The 21,725-nt window shown below is 50.0% G+C and carries 19 protein-coding genes; 13 read left to right on the top strand and 6 right to left on the bottom strand.

Translation table 11 applies throughout. From position 1 onward, the window contains the following. The first annotated feature begins 98 nt into the window (after window positions 1-98). Window positions 99-248: a hypothetical protein gene (locus GGC63_RS00460; protein WP_192700669.1), complete on the top strand. Its 150-nt coding sequence runs from the start codon at window positions 99-101 to the stop codon at window positions 246-248. Window positions 249-328: 80 nt separating this feature from the next. Here GGC63_RS00460 and GGC63_RS00455 read toward each other — a convergent pair whose 3' ends face one another. Genes GGC63_RS00455 through GGC63_RS00435 form a run of 5 tightly spaced genes read right to left on the bottom strand, consistent with a single transcriptional unit; the run spans window position 329 to window position 6,163 of the window. Further along, the gene (locus GGC63_RS00455; protein ID WP_192700668.1) at window positions 329-2,086 is read right to left on the bottom strand and encodes a hypothetical protein; all 1,758 of its coding nucleotides are present in this window, start codon (window positions 2,084-2,086) and stop codon (window positions 329-331) included. 43 nt (window positions 2,087-2,129) lie between these two features. Continuing rightward, the gene (locus GGC63_RS00450) at window positions 2,130-3,371 is read right to left on the bottom strand and encodes an efflux RND transporter periplasmic adaptor subunit (protein ID WP_192700667.1); all 1,242 of its coding nucleotides are present in this window, start codon (window positions 3,369-3,371) and stop codon (window positions 2,130-2,132) included. Window positions 3,372-3,414: 43 nt separating this feature from the next. Further along, entirely contained in the window at window positions 3,415-5,004 is a 1,590-nt protein-coding gene (locus GGC63_RS00445) for a DHA2 family efflux MFS transporter permease subunit (RefSeq protein WP_192700666.1), read from the bottom strand. Between the two features lie 38 nt (window positions 5,005-5,042). Continuing rightward, window positions 5,043-5,696 carry an efflux RND transporter periplasmic adaptor subunit gene (locus GGC63_RS00440; protein ID WP_079912959.1) on the bottom strand — a complete coding sequence of 218 codons (654 nt, stop codon included), beginning with the start codon at window positions 5,694-5,696 and terminating at the stop codon, window positions 5,043-5,045. A gap of 38 nt (window positions 5,697-5,734) precedes the next feature. Continuing rightward, window positions 5,735-6,163 (bottom strand): MarR family winged helix-turn-helix transcriptional regulator, encoded by a 429-nt coding sequence (locus GGC63_RS00435; RefSeq protein WP_179136179.1) that lies wholly within the window; start codon window positions 6,161-6,163, stop codon window positions 5,735-5,737. A 234-nt stretch (window positions 6,164-6,397) separates the two neighbouring features. Between GGC63_RS00435 and GGC63_RS00430 the strand changes: the two genes are divergently transcribed. After that, complete coding sequence (locus GGC63_RS00430; RefSeq protein WP_079912961.1) at window positions 6,398-6,832, top strand: MarR family winged helix-turn-helix transcriptional regulator; 435 nt, start codon at window positions 6,398-6,400, stop codon at window positions 6,830-6,832. 105 nt (window positions 6,833-6,937) lie between these two features. Further along, entirely contained in the window at window positions 6,938-7,768 is an 831-nt protein-coding gene (locus GGC63_RS00425) for a lipoate--protein ligase family protein (protein WP_192700665.1), read from the top strand. An 87-nt stretch (window positions 7,769-7,855) separates the two neighbouring features. Here the strand turns inward: GGC63_RS00425 and GGC63_RS00420 are convergent, their stop codons facing one another. Beyond that, window positions 7,856-8,584: an alpha/beta hydrolase gene (locus tag GGC63_RS00420; protein ID WP_192700664.1), complete on the bottom strand. Its 729-nt coding sequence runs from the start codon at window positions 8,582-8,584 to the stop codon at window positions 7,856-7,858. A 208-nt stretch (window positions 8,585-8,792) separates the two neighbouring features. On the opposite strand from GGC63_RS00420, the gene pdhA reads away from it, so the two are divergent. The 10 genes from pdhA to GGC63_RS00370 all read left to right on the top strand — a co-directional run bounded on the left by pdhA (window position 8,793) and on the right by GGC63_RS00370 (window position 21,695). Beyond that, a complete protein-coding gene (pdhA, locus tag GGC63_RS00415) occupies window positions 8,793-9,866 on the top strand; it encodes a pyruvate dehydrogenase (acetyl-transferring) E1 component subunit alpha (RefSeq protein ID WP_192700663.1) in 1,074 nt (357 codons plus the stop codon). Between the two features lie 18 nt (window positions 9,867-9,884). Further along, entirely contained in the window at window positions 9,885-10,865 is a 981-nt protein-coding gene (locus GGC63_RS00410; RefSeq protein WP_079912965.1) for an alpha-ketoacid dehydrogenase subunit beta, read from the top strand. 71 nt (window positions 10,866-10,936) lie between these two features. Then, entirely contained in the window at window positions 10,937-11,188 is a 252-nt protein-coding gene (locus GGC63_RS00405; RefSeq protein WP_192700662.1) for a hypothetical protein, read from the top strand. A gap of 227 nt (window positions 11,189-11,415) precedes the next feature. Continuing rightward, complete coding sequence (locus GGC63_RS00400; protein ID WP_192700661.1) at window positions 11,416-12,741, top strand: dihydrolipoamide acetyltransferase family protein; 1,326 nt, start codon at window positions 11,416-11,418, stop codon at window positions 12,739-12,741. A gap of 5 nt (window positions 12,742-12,746) precedes the next feature. Continuing rightward, a complete protein-coding gene (gene lpdA, locus GGC63_RS00395; protein WP_192700660.1) occupies window positions 12,747-14,168 on the top strand; it encodes a dihydrolipoyl dehydrogenase in 1,422 nt (473 codons plus the stop codon). A 133-nt stretch (window positions 14,169-14,301) separates the two neighbouring features. After that, the gene (locus GGC63_RS00390) at window positions 14,302-15,627 is read left to right on the top strand and encodes an ABC transporter substrate-binding protein (RefSeq protein ID WP_192700659.1); all 1,326 of its coding nucleotides are present in this window, start codon (window positions 14,302-14,304) and stop codon (window positions 15,625-15,627) included. A 30-nt stretch (window positions 15,628-15,657) separates the two neighbouring features. Continuing rightward, window positions 15,658-17,448 carry a sensor histidine kinase gene (locus GGC63_RS00385; RefSeq protein ID WP_192700658.1) on the top strand — a complete coding sequence of 597 codons (1,791 nt, stop codon included), beginning with the start codon at window positions 15,658-15,660 and terminating at the stop codon, window positions 17,446-17,448. A 27-nt stretch (window positions 17,449-17,475) separates the two neighbouring features. Then, on the top strand, window positions 17,476-19,086 hold the full coding sequence (locus tag GGC63_RS00380; protein ID WP_192700657.1) for a response regulator: 1,611 nt from the start codon (window positions 17,476-17,478) through the stop codon (window positions 19,084-19,086). A 152-nt stretch (window positions 19,087-19,238) separates the two neighbouring features. Beyond that, window positions 19,239-20,765 carry an MFS transporter gene (locus GGC63_RS00375; RefSeq protein WP_192700656.1) on the top strand — a complete coding sequence of 509 codons (1,527 nt, stop codon included), beginning with the start codon at window positions 19,239-19,241 and terminating at the stop codon, window positions 20,763-20,765. Between the two features lie 327 nt (window positions 20,766-21,092). Next, the gene (locus GGC63_RS00370) at window positions 21,093-21,695 is read left to right on the top strand and encodes a TetR/AcrR family transcriptional regulator (RefSeq protein WP_192700655.1); all 603 of its coding nucleotides are present in this window, start codon (window positions 21,093-21,095) and stop codon (window positions 21,693-21,695) included. Window positions 21,696-21,725: the final 30 nt, after the last annotated feature.

Raw genomic sequence — 21,725 nt, 5'->3', positions numbered from 1 at the left:
CTTTCAGCAAACTTTCAGTTTGTGTTCAGATTCGATTCATTTTTAAGTGTGATAATAGGGATAAGCAATACAACCTATGAAACTTGGAGGAATCGAACATGACGAATCGCAGAGCAATCCGACTTGTGCTGGCTGCTGTCATAATGTTCGGAGGAACCGTTGCACTTTATGAGTGGGACCAAGCCGTCTCCGCGCATCAGGCTCAAATCATGAACGTAGCACAGCATAAGACGATACCGGCTTCGTAAAGAAACCATTGATTCTTTAGAACCCGCTAACTGTTGAAAGGCGCATGGGATAACAACCATGCGCCTTAGTGCATTATAGCTTAATCTCTCTCGAGCTGTGCCGCCAGTCTTCTGGCCTGGCCTGCCGGTGTATCGATGGTCTCATATACCTTTAACCGGAGGCTATTTTCAAGCTGGTCCAGCTGGGTATCATTGAAATAGATCAGCTGCTCCCCGTTGGTAAACCGGTTTTCTCCGCTTAAATTTTTCGTTGTAGAAGCAATTTTTCTTCCATCCTTCGTTTCCAGAACCATCAACAGTTTATTGAAATTCGCGTCGACCATGACCGTATCCACACTTTTCAACTCCGTGTTAATACGCAGCTTGTAATTATAATTATAGGTTTGCGTTGCCTGGTTCATCCCGGCCAGGTTGCTCAGTGCCCAGTCCTTGATTGACAACTGATAAGGATATGCTAGGAGCTGCTGGTTATCAATGGATGTTTTGTTCATCGTAACACTGGCTTGAGAAATCGTAATTTTATAAGGCGCGGCCGTCTTGTCATCGATCAATTTCAGCGTATATTGGTTCTTGATGTCGTTCATCGGCAGGACGAACGAATAATTGACAACATAATCCGTACCCGGAACGACCAATGCTGCATTGTTGTTCAATCGGCTGCCAGCGTAAGTAAACCCGCCTCCGACAAGCTCGGCTGCAAATTGCGGCACCGGTAACGGTTTATCGCTTTTATTGGAAAACTTCATTTTGACGATGCCGGTTTGGTAACCCATGCCTTCATTCTCATAGGTTTGCATATCGACGACAGATACGGAAATGTCCGGATTGATCGAATTATTGATCGGGTCGATCTGAAGCGGCGTATTCATCGTATAGGCTGCAGGCTCAGTCGTATCCTTAATCGAAGCACTGCTCTCCGGAATCAGGATGCTGAGTCTGCCTACCTTGTAGGAAATGATGGCGGAAGCGTCAGTCCGGTTCGGAACCTTATAGGTTTCGGTAGTCGAGACGGTGAAGCTGCTTAATTGGGTATCCAGATCCGTAGGGATAGCGTAATAAATATATTTTTGGTCCCCTGGATCCAATGCGCTAACCGCTTGATCTGCACGAGTACCCTTATACGTTAAAGTAGCCGATTTCCCGTCAATAGAGAAGCTGGGAATGGATTCCGTCTTGGTTCCCGGATTTTGAACGAGCAGCTTAAGAACCTTTACAGGAATCTGGTCTTTAAAATTGGTAGCTAAGTGAACAGGCGTATATGTTAAGGAAGAATCCAGAGAAGGAATCGTAAAGGGTTCCCCCCAAGCCTTTATCGCACTTGGATCCGAAATCGGCGTTTGATCTCCGTACCATACCAGATTACTGACCGGAACATCGAGCATGGTGGTCTCTACTTTCGGATATACGTCTTTATTCACATCTATCCACACAATATCGGTCGGGTTCAGGCTGTCTCCACCGTCGATCTGCGTCATGTAGCTTAGCTCGATGCTGGACATCGGCGGTACGGATACCGGATTATCCGCACTGCCCTTCAGGACATACCTGGCGCCGTTACTCATTGCTATGCGGGCTTCATAATCCGGAACGCGAACCGTGTCGTTGGAAACATTATACATTTTCACTTTGACGCCGACCCGGGTACCATTAATCGAATGCTCACTTAGCAGGCTGCTGACTTTTACCTGAAGAGGGCCGTTCAATGTGACTGGATATCGGTTATCTATGGAAACGGCATTATCCGTTTCGTCCGCCATGGCAGCGATTGGGCCGAACGAAAGAACGAGAGAAGAGACGATAACGGCCGACAGCGCTTTTTTCAGATGGTTTTGCATCATAGGTCCTCCATTATTAAAAGGTTGGGTCTGATAAGCGGGTTCGTTATTTGCGAACCTCTACTTTGTCCTTGTCTTTCAATTCCTGTGCCCCCAGGACGACAATGGGCTCGCCTTCCTTCACACCGGAGACAACTTCGCGGCTGGAATCCGCCGCCGTACGCCCCAGCACGACTTTTCTTTTCTCCGCCAGGTCATTGGACACGACAAACACATAATTGTCATTGCCTTCCTTGGTAATCGCTGAGGCAGGTACGGTTACAACATCTTGGGAAGCGTCACCGCCCAGCTGAAGCTTAACCCTCATTCCTGATTTCAGCTTCAGATCCGCGTTCGGAGCGCTTAGCTCAAGCACATAGGTTTTGCTTTGCGGACTCATAACCTCGGCAAGATAGGTTACAGTTCCGGTCATTTTAGCATCGGATCCCTGAAGGGTAAAAGGCAGCTCCTGCTTGCCGCGAACAAGCTTCAGTGCGCTTTCGGTTACATCGGCATGGATTTTTATCGGATTTTGCTGTTGAATCACACCGGCCACATAGCCTGCAGGAACCGTAACACCGGCTTCGGGGTTAAGATCCGTCAAAATGCCGCTGATCGGTGCTTTCACCTCAAAATCGGACAGCGTTTTATCTATATCCTGCAGCGTAACGTTGGTGGATTCGATTTGGATTTTGAGCGAAGCCAGAGGGTCTGTCGCCTCCAGATTGGCCAGCTGCTTCTGGGCTGTGTCCAAATCAAGCCTCGTAGTTTTGAGCTGCGTCTCCGCTTTATCCAGCTGGGATTTCGGAACGAGACCAGCGTCATAATCGTTGCGGATATTGTTGTAGCTTTTCTCCAAATCCGCAAGTGTAAGCTGCAGCTTCTCGATGGTGTTCTTGTAAACGCCGCGATTCGTGGCGATATCTTCACGCGTCTTATCCAGCTGGGCCTGCAGATTCTGGCGCGACAGCTCGGTCTTCTCCCGGTTTCTGGCCGCATCGGCAGAATCTAGCGTGAAGATCACTTCACCCTGCTGCACGGTGTCCCCGCGCTTCTTCTTCATCTCCAGCACGTCGCCGCCTACTTTGGTGATGATATTGACTTGGGAGGAGGAGACGACATCGGCATCGAGCTCTTGCTTATTATCCATTTTTTGTTTGGCAGCAGGCTCAATCTTGACCGATTTGGCCTGATTTCCGCTCGCATTCGTAACCGAGCAGCCTGCGGCTAGAGCACCGCTTAAGATAATGACAAGACCTGTCATTAGTACGCGATGGAACCTGTTTGGATTATCGATCATCCTGGTCATGGGATGGGTAGCTCCTTTGCAATAAAATCGTGATACGGTCTATTTATTCACCCATAACGTGGGCTTTTGGACCGCCTTTGGCTTTCGTATTTTTCAGAAAAAGGGACAGCACTGCCGCTATGACCGACAATACAGCGGTAACGACGAACACGTCGTCCAGTCCATTAACAGTAGCCTGTATTTGCACCTGGCCATTAATAAATGCGATCGCGCTGGAGTGTGCCTGCGCAGCCGATTGGCCCATGCTCATGTATTGCCCCTGGATTTGGTTCACATGATTCATAACATTGGAGGAGAACATGTTCAGTTGCTCCGATAAGTCAGCCACATGGAACGTCCGGCGATCGGAGTACAGCAGAGCGAGCCAGGCAATCCCGAAGGAGGCGCTGATCTGGCGGATCGTATTGGATAATGCCGTTCCCTGTCCCATCTTGTGCATAGGGACCGTATTCATGCCGGCGGTCTGGATAGGCATCATCATCAGCCCCATCCCTATAGCCCGAAGCACCAGCCATCCGATGAGCACGGAGAAGGCCGTATTCAAATCGAGAGCGGAGGATAAATATAACGATAAAGCTGTAAACAGCAAGCCGACGATGGCCAGCAGCCGGGCTCCTATCTTATCGAATAATGCCCCCGCTATAGGCATCATGATGCCGGATACGACAGCCTGGGGAAGCAGGATCAGGCCGGTTTGAATTGCGGACAGTCCGGATAACGTCTGCAGGAATATCGGCAATAGGAACAGGACTCCCATCATGATTAACGTTGCGATGCTCGAAATAATGAGGGAGAGTGTAAAGGTAGCGTTCTTCAACAGGGTTAAATCCAGCATGGGATGGTCAATCAATAGTTCGATAAAGACAAAGATGACAAGACAGGTTAACCCGATTGATATAAAGGTGACGACCTCGGAATCACCCCAGCCTTTCTCCGATACCTTGCCGATGCCATAAAGCAGCGTCGAGAGGCCGGTGGTCGCCGTCAGAAAGCCCCATAGATCGAAGCGTTGGGTGACCGGCGCCTTGAATTCGGTTAACACCGCCATAGCAAGGAAAAAGTCTACAATGCCGATGGGAACATTAATGGTAAAGATGAGCCGCCAATCCAAATACTCGACGATATAACCGCTTAATGTCGGACCGGTCGCCGGAGCAAACATAATGGCGATACCGAACAAGCCCATTGCCATCCCCCGTTTTTCCGGCGGAAACATGCGGAAGATCATCGCCATACTGATCGGCATCAGCGCTCCGCCTCCGATGGCTTGCACAATGCGGAAGACAATCATGCTGTCGTTGCTCCACGCCGCACCGCAAAGCCCTGAGCCTATGGTGAAGATGGCATTAGCAATCAGAAAGATTCGCTTGTAGCCGAACCGGTCTCCCAAATAGCCGGTAACAGGAACCAAAGCGCCGCTGACCAGAGCATAGGCGGTAACGACCCATTCAATATCCGATTGGGTGACGCCGAAGACGGACATCATTTTGGGCAGAGCTACGTTGACGATACTTGTGTCAAGAATAGCCATAAATACTGCGATGATGACGGCCAGCATGGCTAGACCCGGCCCTTTGGCCGCCGTTGGAGCCTGAATCGCCGTTTCCGGCGAGGCCGTGTTTGCGGATGCCACAGCTATTCCTCCTTTCTTATTTCACTTGAAGCAGAAGGCTACTTCTCAATTTTGATAGCTACGTTCAAACCGGGGACCAAACGAAGTCCTTGATGATCATCCAGGGAAATTCGAACCGGAATGCGCTGAATTACCTTGGTGAAGTTGCCGCTTGAATTGGAGCTCGACAGGAGGGAGAAGGAGGAATTGGTTCCAAGACCAAGTCGTTCCACATGTCCTGTAATGACAGTACCGGGATAGGCATCAACCTTGATCGTGACCTTGCTCCCGACCTTGACGTCGGCAATTTCCGTTTCTTGAAGGTTTGCAGTCACATACAGCTGATCTAGATTCGCGCTCATCGCGATGGCGCTGCTGGCAGAAACCATCTGGTCCTTAATGCCGTTGAATTGAATAATTGTACCTTCCTCGGCGGCAATAATATCTTGTGTGACAGCGGGTGTATTGCCGCGGGCCGGGGTCGTCTCGACGATTCCCAGCACATCGCCTTTCTTGAAGGAATCACCTTCTTTATAATTCCATTCGATCAATTTGCCTGAACCGGGTGCTCCAATGGCCCTTAAGTCCCCTTGAATCCTTGCATCCTCTGTCGTTATGTATTTGCTGGCAACCGCGTAATAGTAGGTGCCGCCTGCTCCTCCTCCCAGAAGGATCAAAGCTAGCAGGACAAGTAATATGACCTTTTTCTTCATTGCTGAATAAGCTCCTTTCTAAAATGGGAAGCGCGGGACTATCCCAAATCCTTGGCATTGGACAGCATTTTGCGAAATGTTGCCATAAACTGATCGGTTTCTTCCTGGCTTAAGTTGGCCAGCATGGCTTGTAGAATCCTTTTGCGGCGTTGGATGATCTCGCTGACCGTATGGCGGCCGGCTTCCGACAGCTCAAGCCACACCACTCTACGATCTGTAACGTCGCGGGATCGAATAACATGGCCGTCACGAACAAGACGATTAATCGCAATGGTTGTAGCGCTAGGCGAAAGATTCAGCTCCTCTGCCAGCTCGCTTACCGTCATGCGTCCGCCTCCGGACAACGTATGCAGCAGCAGAAACTGCTGTTTGGACACTGCCGGGCATGGCGTCCACTTGTTGGATTGCCGGATCGCAGCATGGATGAGCTTCTCGAACTCATTCAATCTGTCGTCAATGCTTACCAACGATGGAATCCCTCCTTCTCCGAAAACAGGTTTACAGATAAACGTATTATACATAAGCGGTAAAAATGTTTTTCGGAATATATTTTTATAGTAAAAATATTTCATGGAAAAAATATCATGTTGAATATTACATCGTCAACCTATTTTTTTGTAAAAGATTTGAAACAAAACTTCCTCTCGTCCGTATTACCAATCAAACGAGAAACCAGATCTATTGGAAAAAGGAGCAAAACCATGAATGACCATCGCAACCTGTTTGAACTGGAGGAGGTAACAAGACAGCTATTCCGGAAAATGTCGCTTGCCTGGAACCGGTTCAATGAGAAAGGAATGACCTCACCCCAGGGCTATATTCTGGAGAAGCTGGAGACAGAGGGACCGCTTAAGGTGTCCCAGATGGCGGATGCGATGTGCTACACCGCCGGAGCAATAACCACTCTTGCGGATAAGCTGCTGCTGTCAGGTTATGTGGAACGGGAGCGGGACGATGAGGATCGCAGAGTCGTCTATTTGCGCATTACGGAGGAAGGCCGGAAGATGCTGGGAATGATCAGGGAGCAGAGAAAATCGAACATCAATACGTTTTTCGGCGATCTGCCGGATGAAGACATACAGCATTTGATAAGAATTTATAAACATATTTTGGCTCATTCGGATAAAAAGGCTTAGTCAAACCGGCTCCGAATCTCTATAATGAACAGTAGAACGGGGAGGGCGAGTCAGCCGGCTCCCTACTGGAATAAGAATCAAACTGGATTCGGAAAGAGGAGTAACATGGAACAGATGAGTTGGTCGCTGCCGGAAGACACCCTCATATGGGACCGCACGCAGCAGCCGGATGAAGGCGACGTGCTGTATCCTTTTGCGTTGGAGGAGCTGCTGTGCAGGCTGGTAGGGGAAGGGGACGCTCCTATGGTTCATCTATGGAGACATCCGAGAGCCTTCGTCATGGGTCTTCGGGACAGCAGACTCCCCTATGCAAGGAAGGCCAAGCGATGGCTGGAGGACCAAGGGTATTCCGTCGCCGTCAGAAATTCGGGAGGAGCCGCGGTTCCGCTTGATTTGGGTGTCGTCAATGTCTCGCTTATCCTGCCAAAAAGCAGCGGACAGATCGATTTTCATCATGATTTCGAAACGATGTTCAGGCTGATGCGGGATGCTCTGCATTCCGTGACGCCGGATGTAGCTAAAGGAGAGATCATGGGCTCTTATTGCCCTGGAGATTACGATCTTAGTATAGACGGGCGCAAGTTTTGCGGCATCGCCCAGCGGCGTCAAGCGCGCGCTTTTGTCGTACAAGCCTTTGTCGTTGTATCGGGCAGCGGTAAGGCTAAAGCAGGGTTGGCACAGGAGTTCTACCGGATTGCCGCTGAAGGGGCCGAGGCGGGTTCTTATCCATCCGTGTACGAGGATAAGATGGCCAGTCTGGAGGAGCTTGTCGGGCTGAACGACGTACAGCGTTTTATCGATGCAGTGAAGCAAACGGTCAAATCCCATAAGCTAGCGGATACAGGGGCGGAGGGACGGACGCTGCGGATTCCTGACGAAACGCAGATTATCGAAATGATAGCTTCCATGAAGAGCCGTTATGGAATTGAAGGATGATATAAGGCTGCAGGTACAGACTACACAAAAAGGCATAGGAGAGCCCCAGGGCGTCTCTTATGCCTTTTGAATTGTTATTATATGGATTTATTTGAGAAAAAGCTTCATCGCGGCGGGAAGCTCATTTTGCCAAAATCCCCAGAGGTGCTTGCCTGGCTTCTCTTCATACCATAACCGGCATTGCTTCGTATCGATCAAATCCTTGGTGAGCCGGTTCTCCTGAAGGAAATCGAACGTTCCGCGCTCTGTCTTCACTTCCGTTTCGTCCAGACCGATCAGCATGTACATTGATAACCACGACAAATCATCTTCCTGCTCCAGCCTCTTTCTTGTTTCGGCTAAAAATGCTCCTGACAAGGATATAACGTTGCAAAATAGGCTACGATAATCTAAGGCAAGATGTAACGAAACGGTCCCTCCCAAGGAATCACCGGCAAGAATACGGTCCGACGCGTCGGTTCTGACCGAATATCTGGCTTCAATATAGGGAAGAAGCTCTTCAGCAAAAAAACGGGTATATGCGTTAAATCGTTCCCCTTCCGGCGCATATTCGCTTGTACGCACCGCCGTATCCACATCGACACCGACTATTACCGCCGGGCTGACACCTTCATCAAAGATGAGCCGGTTCATATGCGTGACAATGCGGCCGAAATTAAAAAACTGCTCTCCGTCCTGGCAATATATAACCGGATAGGTGACGAGCTCTTGATAGCCCGGAGGTAAAAACACGCGAACCGGACGCTCGCCATCCAGGTATTGGGAGGGGACAAGCTCCTTCACGACAGTACGTTTGTAATAAATGGAATCATCCATGGCAAATCCTCCAAGTGTATTATAATAGTTTGCGGTTATTTTGTGATCTGTATTATATATTTATGTCTGCTGTTATAGTCCATCATACGGAGAGAACGTATATTTTTCAAGTAAGTAGTTGTGTTATTCATGAAAACAGGTTTATAATACTACTATAACAGAAACTCCGGTTTCAAGGCATCAAAATCTATCGCTGAGGTGAATGTACATGAGTAAGCCATATGAAGTGGCAGTGTCTAAGGTGCAGCCTTTGTCTGTGCTAGCGCCAGACGGTACTGTGGTTAACGAGCAAGAAATGCCGAAATTGACTGACGATCAATTAAAAGAATTAATGAGACGTATGGTATTTACCCGTACTTGGGACCAACGGGCCGTTAACTTGACCCGCCAAGGACGTCTTGGTTTCTATGCACCGGTATCCGGCCAAGAAGCGTCAATGGTCGGCAGTGAGTTCGCTTTAAATAAAGATGATTTTATTTGCCCTGGATATCGTGATATGCCGCAAATCGTATGGCATGGTCTTCCGATGTACCAAGCATTCCTATATTCCCGCGGTCATCAGCACGGCGGACAAATTCCTGCCGATGTGCATGTATTGATGCCGCAAATCATTATCGGCGCACAAATTTTGCATGCAATGGGCGTTGCTATGGCATTCAAAAAACGCGGAGAAAAACGCGTAACCATCACTTATACGGGTGACGGCGGTTCCTCCGAGGGCGATTTCTACGAAGGCTTGAACTTCGCAGGCGCATTCAAGCTTCCATCCATTTTCGTTGTACAAAACAACGGCTATGCGATTACAACTCCGTTTGCAAAACAAACGGCTGCTGAATCCGTAGCACACAAAGCAGTAGCTGCAGGTATCAAAGGCGTTCAAGTAGACGGTATGGACGTATTGGCTGTTGTCAAAGCGGTTCAAGACGCTGCAGAGCGCGGACGCAACGGCGAAGGCGCAACCTTGATCGAAGCGATCACTTATCGTTTCCTGCCGCACTCCATGTCCGGCGACGATCCGTCCAAATACCGTACAAAAGAAGAAACAGCTGAATGGGAAGCAACTAGAGACCCGCTGAACCGTTTCCGCACGTTCTTGGTTGGCAAAGGCTTGTGGTCGGAAGAAGAAGAGAACAAAGTAGTTGAAGAAGCTAAAGCTACGGTAGCTGAGCAAATCAAGAAGGCAGAAGAAATCGAAAAAATGACGGTTCCTGGCTTGATCGACAGCATGTTCGAAACGACACCGGCTTACTTGGAAGAGCAAAAAGCGGATTATATCGGGTAAAGGAGAGGAAAGCATACCATGGCTCAAATGACAATGATTCAAGCGATTAAGGATGCAATGCGCGTAGAATTGCAGCGCGATCCTAACGTTGTTATATTCGGGGAAGACGTAGGTAAGGTCGGCGGTGTATTCCGCGCTACAGAAGGACTTCAAGCTGAATTCGGCGAAGAGCGCGTATTCGATACTCCGCTTGCCGAGTCCGCTATCGGCGGTCTGGCAGTAGGTATGGGGATTCAAGGCTTCCGTCCGGTTGCCGAAATCCAATTCGTAGGTTTTATTTATGAAGCAATGGACCAAATCTGTGTACAAGCAGCTCGTATGCGTTACCGTTCCGGCGGCCGCTACAACGCTCCGATCACGTTCCGTACACCTTTCGGCGGCGGCGTAAAAGCAGCTGAGCTTCACACAGACCCATTGGAAGGCTTGCTGGTTCAAACGCCTGGTATCAAAGTGGTTGTTCCTTCGAACCCATACGATGCCAAAGGCTTGCTGATCTCCGCGATCCGCGATAACGATCCGGTCTTCTTCATGGAGCACTTGAACCTGTACCGTTCGTTCCGTGCGGAAGTTCCGGAAGGCGAGTACACGGTGCCTATCGGTAAAGCGAACGTTGTTCGCGAAGGCTCCGATGTAACAATCATCACCTACGGTGCAATGGTTCACACTTCCTTGAAAGCTGCTGAGGAGATTGAAAAAACTCGCGGCGTAAAAGTAGAAGTTATCGACCTTCGTACTTTGATTCCTTTGGATATCGATACGATCGTTGAATCGATCAAGAAAACCAACCGTGCTATCGTCGTTCAAGAAGCACAAAAAACGTCCGGTGTTGCAGCAGAAGTTATCGCTCAAATCAACGAAAAAGCGATCCTTCACCTGGAAGCTCCAGTGCTTCGCGTAACGCCTCCGGACACGGTATATCCTTTCGCGCAAGTGGAAGATCAATGGCTTCCTAACCCGGCTCGTATCGTAGCTGGTTTGAATAAAGTACTTGATTTCTAAGATGGCGCTCCTGTTAAGGAGCGGCATGGTTTAAAGCGAAATGCGCGAATGGGTTTCAGGGAGGAGGGTATATGCTTCCGGCCGCTGTTGAGATTGTGTATTATGAATGTAATTTTAAAGGTAAATACACAATCTCAAAGGCGGACGCAAGCTCCTACAGCATATACCCTTCACTCCCTTACACATTTCGCGTTCGATTTAAACAAAAACGCTCCTTCAAGGAGCGTTTGGGCGGTAAGATGCCGTTTGCGATTGACGCGCAAACGGGTAATTTATTTAAAAGCGCAGCGAGAGCAGCTTTTTGGAAGTGTACTGGTGTTTGAGAGTTCGTGTGAGCTTAAGGTGGAGGGTTGTGTAACTGTCGGAGAGTTTACGCGCCGCCTTTGAAAACGGGTTTCATCCGAGACATGATCATTCAAGAAACCCGTTTTCAATAGCGGCCGGAGGCAGTTGACACAAGCCGGAACCGGTCTGCTCACGAGTAACAAACTCTTTGTTCACTTCCAACCTACATACTCCCGCTGCGCCCACCATTAGGAGGGTCAGAACCGTGGCTATATTCGAATATAAATTCCCTGAGCTCGGCGAGGGCATTCACGAAGGCGAGATCGTCAAATGGCTTGTTAAGCCGGGCGATGCTGTAAATGATGAGACTATCATCATGGAAGTTCAAAATGACAAGTCCACAGTAGAAGTACCTTCTCCGGTAGAAGGTAAAATCGTGGAAATCAAAGTTGGCGAAGGCACGATCTGCACGATCGGCGATCTGATCGCTACGATCGAGGTTTCCGGCGAGGTGCCGCAGCAGGCTAGCCACGGCGGTCACAGCGAGAGCGCAGCACCTGCTGCTCCAGCGGCCCCGGCAGCGGCAGCACCATCGGCTCCCGCAGCAGCACCAGCACCTGCTGCAGCGGCGCCTGCTCCGACCGCGGCTGCAGGCAGCGCGGTCCTGGCAACTCCAAGCGTGCGCAGACTGGCACGCGAGAAAGGCGTGAACATCGCGCAAGTCACACCAACGGGCCGCAACGGCCGTGTGACGAAGGAAGATGTTCTAGCGTTCGCTGCAGGCGGCGGCGCGCCTGCGGCAGCACCATCCGCTGCAAGCGAAGCGCCAGCAGCGGGAGCAGCTCCGGCAGCAGCACCTTCCACAGCTGCTGCGGCAGTATCCGGCGATCGCGTCGAAGAGCGCGTGCCGCTCAAAGGCATTCGCAAAGCCATTGCGAACGCTATGGTTAAATCCGCATTCACCGCTCCTCACGTAACGCTGATGGACGAAGTGGACGTAACTCAATTGGTTGCTTTGCGCAGCAGAGCGAAAGCGGCAGCTGAGAAAAAAGGCGTGAAATTGACTTACCTTCCGTTCATCGTGAAAGCTTTGGTAGCAGCGGCTCGTCAATTCCCTGCTATGAACGCGATGATCGACGAAGAGAAGAACGAGATCGTCTACAAAAAGTACTACAACATCGGTATCGCAACGGATACAGACAACGGCTTGATCGTTCCTGTTATCCAGGATGCAGACCGTAAAAATATTTGGACTATCGCAGAAGCGATCAAGGATTTGGCAGCTCGCGGCCGCGACGGCAAGCTGAGCGCTAACGAAATGAGAGGCAGCACGATCTCCATTACGAACATCGGTTCCGCAGGCGGTATGTTCTTCACTCCGCTCCTCAACTTCCCGGAAGTGGCTATTCTCGGAACAGGCCGTATTTCGGAAAAACCGGTTGTGAAAAACGGCGAAATCGTCGTTGCTCCGGTTATGGCATTGTCCTTGAGCTTCGACCATCGTATCATCGACGGCGCTACAGCTCAAAACTTTATGAATTACATTAAACAGCTGCTGGCTGATCCAGAGCTGCTCATTTTGGAGGTGTAATACAAATGGTAGTAGGAGACGCTTCCGTTGAGATTGACGTTCTGGTCGTAGGTGCAGGTCCTGGCGGTTATGTAGCCGCCATCCGCGCCGCCCAATTGGGTAAGAGCGTATTGGTTGTAGATAAATCCGAACTGGGCGGCGTATGCTTGAACCGCGGATGTATCCCTTCCAAAGCTCTAATCTCCGCTGCTCATCACTATGAAGCAGCAAGCCATAGCTCCGAGATCGGAATTACGGCGGAGAATGTAAAAGTAGATTTTGCCAAAGTTCAAGAATGGAAAGCCGGCATTATCAAAAAGCAAACCGGCGGTGTTACTCAGCTGCTGAAGGGCAACAAAATTCAAGTATTTAACGGCGAAGCTTTGTTCATCAACGATCATGAAGCCCGCGTGTTTAACGATAACGAAACGGCTCGTTACCGTTTCAACCACTGCATCATCGCGACAGGCTCCCGTCCGATCGAGCTGAAGGCATTCCCTTACGGCGGACGCATCCTGTCCTCCACCGAAGCTCTGGAGCTTCCGGAAATTCCGGAAAGCCTCGTTGTGATCGGCGGCGGCTACATCGGTATTGAGCTGGGTCAAACCTATGCGAAGTTCGGTACGAAAGTAACTGTACTGGAAGGCTCCGATGCTGTGCTTCCCGGCTTCGAGAAAGAAATGTCTCAACTGGTAGCACGCAACCTGAAAAAGCTGAATGTGGAAGTATTCACAGAAGCTATGGCTCAAGGCTGCGAGCAAACGGATAAAGACGTAACGGTTACCTTCACAGTAAAAGGCGAAGAGAAGAAAGTAACGGCACAATATGTGCTTGTTACGGTTGGACGTCGTCCTAACACAGACGGAGATCTTTCCTTGGAGCTTGCAGGCGTAGAGGTTGGCGAGCGTGGCTTGATCAACGTTAATGAGCAATGCCAAACGAACGTACCGCATATTTATGCTATCGGTGATATCGTTCCTGGTCTTGCCTTGGCGCACAAAGCTTCTTACGAAGGTAAAGTGGCTGCCGAAGCGATCGCAGGATTGTCCAGCGTAGTAGATTACAAGTGCATTCCGGCAGTTGTCTTCTCCGATCCGGAAATCGCAAGCGTAGGCTTGAATGAAACGGAAGCAAAAGCTAAGGGAATCAACGTTGCCGTAGGCAAATTCCCTTATGGAGCAAACGGCCGTGCACAATCCATGAACGTGAAGGAAGGCTTTGTGAAGCTGGTTAGCGACAAAGATTCCGGTCTGCTCTTGGGTGCTCAAATCGTTGGTGCGGAAGCATCCAACCTGATTGCCGAAATGGCTCTTGCTATCGAGATGGGTGCAACCGTTGAGGATATCGCGCTGACCATTCATGCGCATCCGACATTGGGCGAAATCACGATGGAAGCTGCGGAAGTGGCCATGGGTCATCCGATTCATATTCTTGGAAGCAGTAAATAACCATCGGTAACAGAATCCAAGCTTGGTGCTGCAGTGTACTGCGGCACCAGGCTTTTTTCATTTGCTGTATCGGGCTTCATGGGAATTTGTTGTTTTTGCCATACTAAGAAAATCATTATATAAGGAGCTTCTTATGCCAATTCGGAGCTGGAAGATAGGTTGCTTATTGGTGTTGGCTTTCTCCGCTTCCGCTTGTGACAGCTTCCCGTCTTCACCGTCCCCCGCCGAAGGGGAGCATCCCCCTGTCGTGCTCCGATTCTGGGATGAGAATGCGGGGCCTAGCCGAACACCGTATTATAAAGAGCTGCTGCGGAGGTTTCATGAGCTGCATCCGGACATCGAGGTGCAGTACACCGGTATTCCGGTTAGCATCAATAAAGTCAAGTTCGATGTAGCGATTCATTCGAACGATATGCCGGATGTTGCCGGCTTGAGTGAAGCCTGGCTTGCCGATTACGCGTCCAAAGGCGTACTGCTGCCATTAGATAATTATTTTGAGAGGTGGCCCGAGCATTCGCAAATCGGGGATACCTTTATAACCTATAATCGGTCGCTGGTGCCGGACGGGAAGCTGTATCAGATACCTAACACCTTTAATTTCGATGTATTCTGGTATCGGACGGATTGGTTTCGCGAGGCGGGACTTGCCGCTCCGCGCACCTGGGAAGATTTTTTTGCTGGAGCCAGGAAGCTGACCGATCATTCGCTTCCCCGCTACGGGTATAGCCTAAGAGGGGCTGACGGCAGTATTACGCAGCTGACCTCCTTGCTTTATGCCTACTCGGGGATAACCGAATATTTTACACCCGATGGGAAATGTACGATCAATCATCCGCTGCATGTCCAATTTTTGAAGCAATACCTTTCTTTATACCAGATCAATACGTCCAAGAGCGACATCGCCAACGGGTATAAAGAAATGGTCGCCGCGTTCGATACGGGCCGGGCAGGAATGATTCAGCATAATTTCGGTTCGTATAACGACCATGTTCAAGCTCTGGGGGCAGACAAATTCGGGGCGGAGCTGCTGCCGCCGGGACAAAACGGCAAGAGAGCGATGGTGACGGTAGCGAACGGCTACAGTATTTTCAAGACGAGCCGCAACCCGGATGCGGCGTGGAAGCTGCTGAGCTTCCTCTCCTCGAAGGAGAGCCAGATCTATTGGAATGCCAGTGTCGGCCAAATGCCGACGAATACACAGGCCTGGGACAGCGACTACATCCGGAATACGCCATTCCTTCAAGAGGCACTGGCAGCGATCAAGGACACGAAGACCGGAACGGTTCAAGTGCCCATCTATTTGACGAATTATACAAGTCTGGTGAAACAGCAGCTGGAGCCGGAATTTCAGGAAGTGCTGGCCGGAACGATGCCGGTAGAGCAATTTTTGAACGACTGGGCCGCCATCATGGAAAATGCGAATGATGAATACCGAAACCGAACGAACCGCATTTCATAGCACAGCTTATTATGGGCGAGGAGGGGCAGCATGCGTTGGCTGGCGAATCGATCTCTGAAATCGACGATATTGTGGCTGTTCGTTCCGTTAATCCTCGTCTTTGTGCCAGTAACCGGGATCGTCTCGTACATGCTGGCCTCGCAGCAGCTGAGAGCCAATGCGGAGACGAGCATTAACGATACGCTGTTTCAAACGAAAAATTATATGAATGATCGGCTGACGGCACTTCTTACCGATCTCACGGCATTAGATAACAGCAGCGACATCCGGAGTCTTTTTTACAGGGCAGGGCAGCCGTCCTTTGAATTACAGCCTAGAGACTATATGACCTTGAGCAAGCAGATCGACAAGGTATACTCCGACTTTTACACCATTATTGACTCCATAGGGATATATTACAACGAAGGCCGGATAGCCGTACTCCGCCAAGACTATTTGCAGATGGATGCGGCTTGGGATGTTAAGCCGTTCCTTCAGTACCCGTACGATACCGCATCACAGGTCTATTGGCTGAACATTCATAAAGACGAGCTGGGAGCTCAGCGCGGCGCGAATGTGGCGGGATTATACAAATGGGTAGGCGGACCTCGAGGAGACCGGACCGGGTTGATCCTTATTCAGCTGAAGGAGGATTTTTTCCGCGAGTTGTTAACTGCGCCGAAGATTAGCAACAACGGCTACCTGATGCTCGTCAGTCCGGAAAGCGCCATAAGCTTCAAAGCCGCGCAGAGCCCGTACGAACTGGACCAGAAGCAGCTTCACGAGGAGCTGCAGAAGGCTTCGAATCCGGTATCCGGAAGGATCGATATGAGAAGTTCGGAAGGCAGGAAGATGGTTGTCCTATACGATACGATAGGCATCAACAAATGGAAGATTGCCGCGGTGTACCCGCAGGACGAAATCTACGAGAAGATCAATGACATTCAATATGTCAGCCTGTCCGTCATGGCGGCCGTTCTAATAGTGGTCGTGCTGCTATCGGGTGTTCTGGCCAATATTATAGCAAGGCCTCTTGGAAAGCTGACTCGGCAGATCGACCGTATTGAACAGGGGAATCTGGATGTAGCGGTGCCTGAGCGGCCCAGCCGGGAAATCGGCATTTTGAGCAAGGGCATCCAGGATATGCTGGAGAGAATCAAGCTTCTTCTTGCCCAGGTAGAGCACGAGCAGGAGCAAAAAAGATTGTCTGAATTGGCGGCGCTTCAAGCGCAAATCCAGCCTCATTTTTTGTACAACACACTCTTTTCGATCAAGCAGCTATGCGAAATGAACGAAACGAAAGAAGCCTCGCAGATGATTACGGCACTATCGAATTATTTTCGCATTAGTATCAGTAAGGGCAATGAAATCATTTCGATCGCGAATGAACTGGAGCATGTAAAGCAGTATTTGTATATCCAGCATCAGCGTTACGGCAGCAGGATTTCGTATACGATCAATGTGCCGGAAGAGCTGCAGGACGGTTTGATTGTGAAGCTTACCCTTCAGCCGCTCGTGGAAAATGCGATCTATCATGGAGTCAAAAAGATTCGCCGTCCGGGAGTCATCGAAATTACAGGCTGGATGGACGAGAATAACGTCTATCTCCGGGTTAAGGATAACGGCGCCGGGATGTCGCCTGAGCGACTTGTGCAGCTTGAAAACAGCTTGTCCGCCGCTGCGGAAGGCAATCCGAATGAAGCTCCCCCTGTAGGCTTCGGTGTCAGAAACGTACATCGCCGATTACAGCTTCATTACGGTCAGGACTACGGCTTGTCTTTTGTAAGCGAGGAGGGCGCCGGAACGGCGGCTACTGTTAAGATACCGCTAAGACGCGCTTAGCACGATGGGATGCGGGAGGTTCAGCAAATGTGGAAACTCGTTATAATCGATGACGATCAAATTATACTGAGAGGGCTTACGGGCAGTATTCCTTGGCAGCGGCACGGGATTGAGGTTGCAGCCACTGCAATGGACGGCGAGGAAGGACTGGAGGCGGTAGAGAAGCATCGGCCTCATATCGTCATTACCGACATCCGGATGCCTTTCATGGATGGGCTGGAGTTTACAGAAACGGTTAAGGCTAACTATCCGGATACCAAAATCATCCTGATGACAAGCTACGATGAATTTGAATTCGCCCAAAAGGCGCTAAAGCTAAAGGTGTATGACTTTGTACTGAAGCCTGTTGAAAACGATAAGCTGCTGGAAATCGCCCTGCGTGCCGCGGAGGAGTGGGAGCAGGAGCAGAGCCTCGCGAAGAAAGTGATGGAGGGCATTCCTTTTCTCAAGCAGCGGTTTTACGAGAATTTGCTAAGAGGCAAATACAAGCAGGAGGAAATCGAGAATGAGCTGCGCTTCCTGGAGCTGAAGCTGGAAGGCAGGGTGTATACGGTTATTTTGCTGATTGCCGATGATTATTTTGAGACCGGCTCCAAAAACCGCTTCGGTCAAGAGCTGCTCAAGTACTGTATCCAGAACGTAGCTATGGAGGTCTTAGCCTCGGAGGCTCATAACGCCGGCGGTGTGAACAGCCTAGTGTTTGAGTACATGGAGGACGAAATCGCAATCGTTTACTGCAGTGACGAGGAGGAACAGACCGCGGAGCGGCGGGCGCTCCAAACAGCGGAGTTAATCCGGCAGCATGTTGAGACGTATTTGAAAACGACGATTACTGTCGGTATCGGCTCGATGACTACGGAGCTGTCCTGTATTGCGGGCGCCTATAGGGAAGCGAAGGCCGCAACGGAATTCCGTCATCTGACCGGAACCAATCAAGTGTGGACCTATCGGGATACGCAGATCAAGTCGGAGGAAAGCACGGTACCGGCCATGGCGGAAGGCTGGGAGGCGAATCTAGCGTTGAAGTCGAAGCTGGGTCTGGAGCAGGAGGCCATGCAGATTCTGGAGGCAATCGAGCAGGATATTGTAGGAAAGCAGCCGATGACGCTCGAAAGGCTACGACTGCTCTGTATCGAGATCGTCTTTGTGATTGCCAATGCGTTTCAGGATTGGAGCGAGCCCCCTTATGCGAAGGAGGCGGTGGAGGAGATGTTCCAGGAGCTTCATCAGCTGCGTACGGCGAAGGAGATGTTCGAACGGATCCGGGAGTTTCTGGCTGGTATTACGGCAACGGTGAATGATCGTCGAAGCCGTCAGCAGCAGCAGATGGTTGACCAGGCTATCGCCTTTATCCAGCGGCATTACATGCAGGAGGGGTTATCTCTGCAAGATGTCGCCGATCACGTACATCTCAGCACCAATTACTTAAGCATGATTTTCAAGAAGGAAGCGGGAATTAATTTCAGCGATTTTCTGACGGAGACGCGGATGAAAAATGCTATACGCCTGCTTCGGTCGGAGGAGCTCAAGACTTACGAGGTGGCGCAGCAGGTGGGATACAGCAATCCTCAGTATTTCAGCGTAATTTTTAAAAAGTTCACCGGAAAAACCCCCTCGGAATTCAAACAGTCCCGATGATGCATGATTCACGATAATAAGTGAAACAGGTACGTAAAATCTCAAACAATTTGCGGAATATATTTTATTCTTGAAATTGCGGCCCGCTTTTATAATAAGGACATGTCCACTAGACCTGATGACATCACTTATTGACAAAGAGGGGCTGCAATATGGAAAGAAAAATCGGTTTAAAGCATTCCTTGGCGTACGGCAGCGGCAACCTGCTGGGGAGCGGAGCTCTTGCGGTCAGCGGCGCCTGGCTGTTGTACTTTTATACGACATTCTGCGGATTGTCGGCTATTCAAGCGGCTTCCATTTTCTCGATCGCCAGCATCGTCGATGCGGTGAGCAACCCGATTATGGGCTTTATCAGCGACAATCTGCACCGGACGAAAATCGGACGGAGGTTCGGGCGCCGCAGATTTTTCATTCTGATCGGGATTCCGTTAATGATCGTCTACCCGTTAATGTGGGTGAACGGCTTCGGCTACTGGTATTATTTGGTGACGTACATTTTGTTCGAACTGATCTATACGTCGATCATGGTTCCGTACGAATCTTTGGCGGCAGAGATGACCAAGGATTTTGGCGCGCGCTCCAGATTGACCGGCTTTAAAGCGATTTTCGGTAAAATTGCCAACTTCGCCGCCGCGTTCATTCCAGGCCGATTCATTGCTATGTACGGCAAAGATTCGCCGACTCCATTTTTGTACACAGGGATCGTATTTGCGGTCATTCTGGTGATTGCGATGATCTTCTTGTACAAGTATTCGTGGGAACGTTCCGCGAAGGAAATGGAAGAAGAGCTTAAGAACGAGCCCGAGCTCGGCTTTGTAAATGCGATGAAGAAGCTGTTTATCGATATCACCTCCACCTTCCGGGTCAGAAGCTTCCGCCATCATCTTGGCATGTATCTGGGAGGCTTCTCGGCAGAATGGTTATTCACATCGGCTTTCACGTATTTCATCGTCTTTTCGCTGCACCAAAGCTCCGAGCATGTGTCCAATCTATCGAGCTTCAACTCGGTCATTCAATTGATCGCAACGTACTTATTTATCGGCTACTGCGTGAAAAAAGGGTTCTCAAAGCCCTACATTATGGCCATTTCCATCGTGCTGCTCGCGGTGCTCGGCTACTTCGCGATTTACCTGATTCATCCGTCTAACATGACGCTGTGGCTGTATGTCATTACGTTAGTGATGGGCTTCGGTACCGGAGGGGTTTATTACATCCCTTGGAATCAGTATACATTCATGGCGGATGTGGATGAGGCATTGACCGGCCGCAGAAGAGAAGGGATTTATGCCGGTGTCATGACGTTTGCCGGTAAAATGGTGAGAGCGGTCGTCGTCTTCCTGCTCGGCTGGGTCTTGCAGCAGTACGGCTTCGTTTCCAAGCAGGCTGTACAGCCGCTGTCGGCAGAGCATGCCATCGTTGGTGTATTGATTGTCGGAACGATTGTACTGGGGATCGCAGGGATTATTGCTTCTGTGATGTTCAAGCTGAATGTAGAATCTCATAAAGTGCTGGTTAAAGAAATTGATCGCCTCAAAGAAGGCGGATCCATGGCGGATGCGGATACCGAATCCCGCGCCGTATTTGAAAAGCTGACCGGCTTCCGGTATGAGCAATGCTGGGGCAACAATAATGTCGGCTATAAAGATAAAACAGGCACCAAGGTCGGGGCGAGCGTGTAGGCCGCACCAGCCTGATGCCATAGAAAAAAAGACTGTCCTTTCGGGATTATGTTCCGGGAGGGCAGTTTTTTTTGCAATTTTGCCTGTAAACAAAGGTCCCGCTTTGAGAGATGTTCCTCACGCACCCCACAACCCTATTGACAAAAGACCCGGAACGGTTGTATTATCCAGATATAGCTAATTTGAACGTTTGTTCAAAACAATCGTTCAAAACAATTGTTCAACTTCCATCTGGTTATATTATCTAAGGATGGCACAGGTATACATAACACCAATAATTAATCGCAATTACAAATAACGCGGATGTTTAACAAAGGGAGGAATGACATGAAACAGGACCAGAAGGATGTTAAATTAAAAATTTTGGACGCGGCCAAGAGACTGTTCGCGCGCAAAGGCTTCGACGGAACCACCGTCAGACAAATATGCGATGAGGCCGGGGTGGCCCTGGCGTTAGTATCTTACCATTTCGGCGGCAAAGAAAATGTGTATTACGCTTTGTTCGAAACGTTCACGCCGCAATTCGCGCAGACGACCTATGATCTGAAGGACCCGGAGGCGGACCTGCGAAGCTTTATCCGCGATTTCGTCGAATTTCGGATCGCCGAGCCGGAGCTCATCAATATGCTTCAGCAGGAAGTCATGATGCAAAGTCCGCGGCTGGAGAAGGTTCAGTCCATCGTGTACTCGATATGGATGCAGCTGAGGCTTATTCTGGATGCCGGACGCAAGATGGGCCGGTTTGACTACGAATCGTTGACGCATACGATGCATTTTATATTCGGTACGCTGATTTTCTCCAGGGTCAGCCCGTTTCTGGAGCCTGTATTTGCCTCGGATTCGGCACATGGCAAGGAGGAGAGCCTGGAAGCCGTCGTAGGGTATACGACGCGATTTATTTTTAACGGATTGCAGTGCAAGGATCAGTAGACAGTCAAGTATAGAGAGAAAAGCATCATG

Source organism: Paenibacillus sp. OAS669 (assembly GCF_014873645.1).
Classification (GTDB): domain Bacteria; phylum Bacillota; class Bacilli; order Paenibacillales; family NBRC-103111; genus Paenibacillus_S; species Paenibacillus_S vulneris.
The sequence above is the reverse complement of the archived record's forward strand: the minus strand, read 5'-3'. Positions and strand labels throughout refer to the sequence as shown.

Excerpts from the sequence above, each read along its gene's own strand:
- GGC63_RS00460 (WP_192700669.1), top strand. The coding sequence starts at position 99 with ATGACGAATCGCAGAGCAATCCGACTTGTGCTGGCTGCTGTCATAATG.
- GGC63_RS00455 (WP_192700668.1), bottom strand. The coding sequence starts at position 2,086 with ATGATGCAAAACCATCTGAAAAAAGCGCTGTCGGCCGTTATCGTCTCT.
- GGC63_RS00450 (WP_192700667.1), bottom strand. The coding sequence starts at position 3,371 with ATGACCAGGATGATCGATAATCCAAACAGGTTCCATCGCGTACTAATG.
- GGC63_RS00440 (WP_079912959.1), bottom strand. The coding sequence starts at position 5,696 with ATGAAGAAAAAGGTCATATTACTTGTCCTGCTAGCTTTGATCCTTCTG.
- GGC63_RS00430 (WP_079912961.1), top strand. The coding sequence starts at position 6,398 with ATGAATGACCATCGCAACCTGTTTGAACTGGAGGAGGTAACAAGACAG.
- GGC63_RS00425 (WP_192700665.1), top strand. The coding sequence starts at position 6,938 with ATGGAACAGATGAGTTGGTCGCTGCCGGAAGACACCCTCATATGGGAC.
- GGC63_RS00420 (WP_192700664.1), bottom strand. The coding sequence starts at position 8,584 with ATGGATGATTCCATTTATTACAAACGTACTGTCGTGAAGGAGCTTGTC.
- pdhA (WP_192700663.1), top strand. The coding sequence starts at position 8,793 with ATGAGTAAGCCATATGAAGTGGCAGTGTCTAAGGTGCAGCCTTTGTCT.
- GGC63_RS00410 (WP_079912965.1), top strand. The coding sequence starts at position 9,885 with ATGGCTCAAATGACAATGATTCAAGCGATTAAGGATGCAATGCGCGTA.
- GGC63_RS00405 (WP_192700662.1), top strand. The coding sequence starts at position 10,937 with ATGCTTCCGGCCGCTGTTGAGATTGTGTATTATGAATGTAATTTTAAA.
- lpdA (WP_192700660.1), top strand. The coding sequence starts at position 12,747 with ATGGTAGTAGGAGACGCTTCCGTTGAGATTGACGTTCTGGTCGTAGGT.
- GGC63_RS00390 (WP_192700659.1), top strand. The coding sequence starts at position 14,302 with ATGCCAATTCGGAGCTGGAAGATAGGTTGCTTATTGGTGTTGGCTTTC.
- GGC63_RS00385 (WP_192700658.1), top strand. The coding sequence starts at position 15,658 with ATGCGTTGGCTGGCGAATCGATCTCTGAAATCGACGATATTGTGGCTG.
- GGC63_RS00380 (WP_192700657.1), top strand. The coding sequence starts at position 17,476 with ATGTGGAAACTCGTTATAATCGATGACGATCAAATTATACTGAGAGGG.
- GGC63_RS00375 (WP_192700656.1), top strand. The coding sequence starts at position 19,239 with ATGGAAAGAAAAATCGGTTTAAAGCATTCCTTGGCGTACGGCAGCGGC.
- GGC63_RS00370 (WP_192700655.1), top strand. The coding sequence starts at position 21,093 with ATGAAACAGGACCAGAAGGATGTTAAATTAAAAATTTTGGACGCGGCC.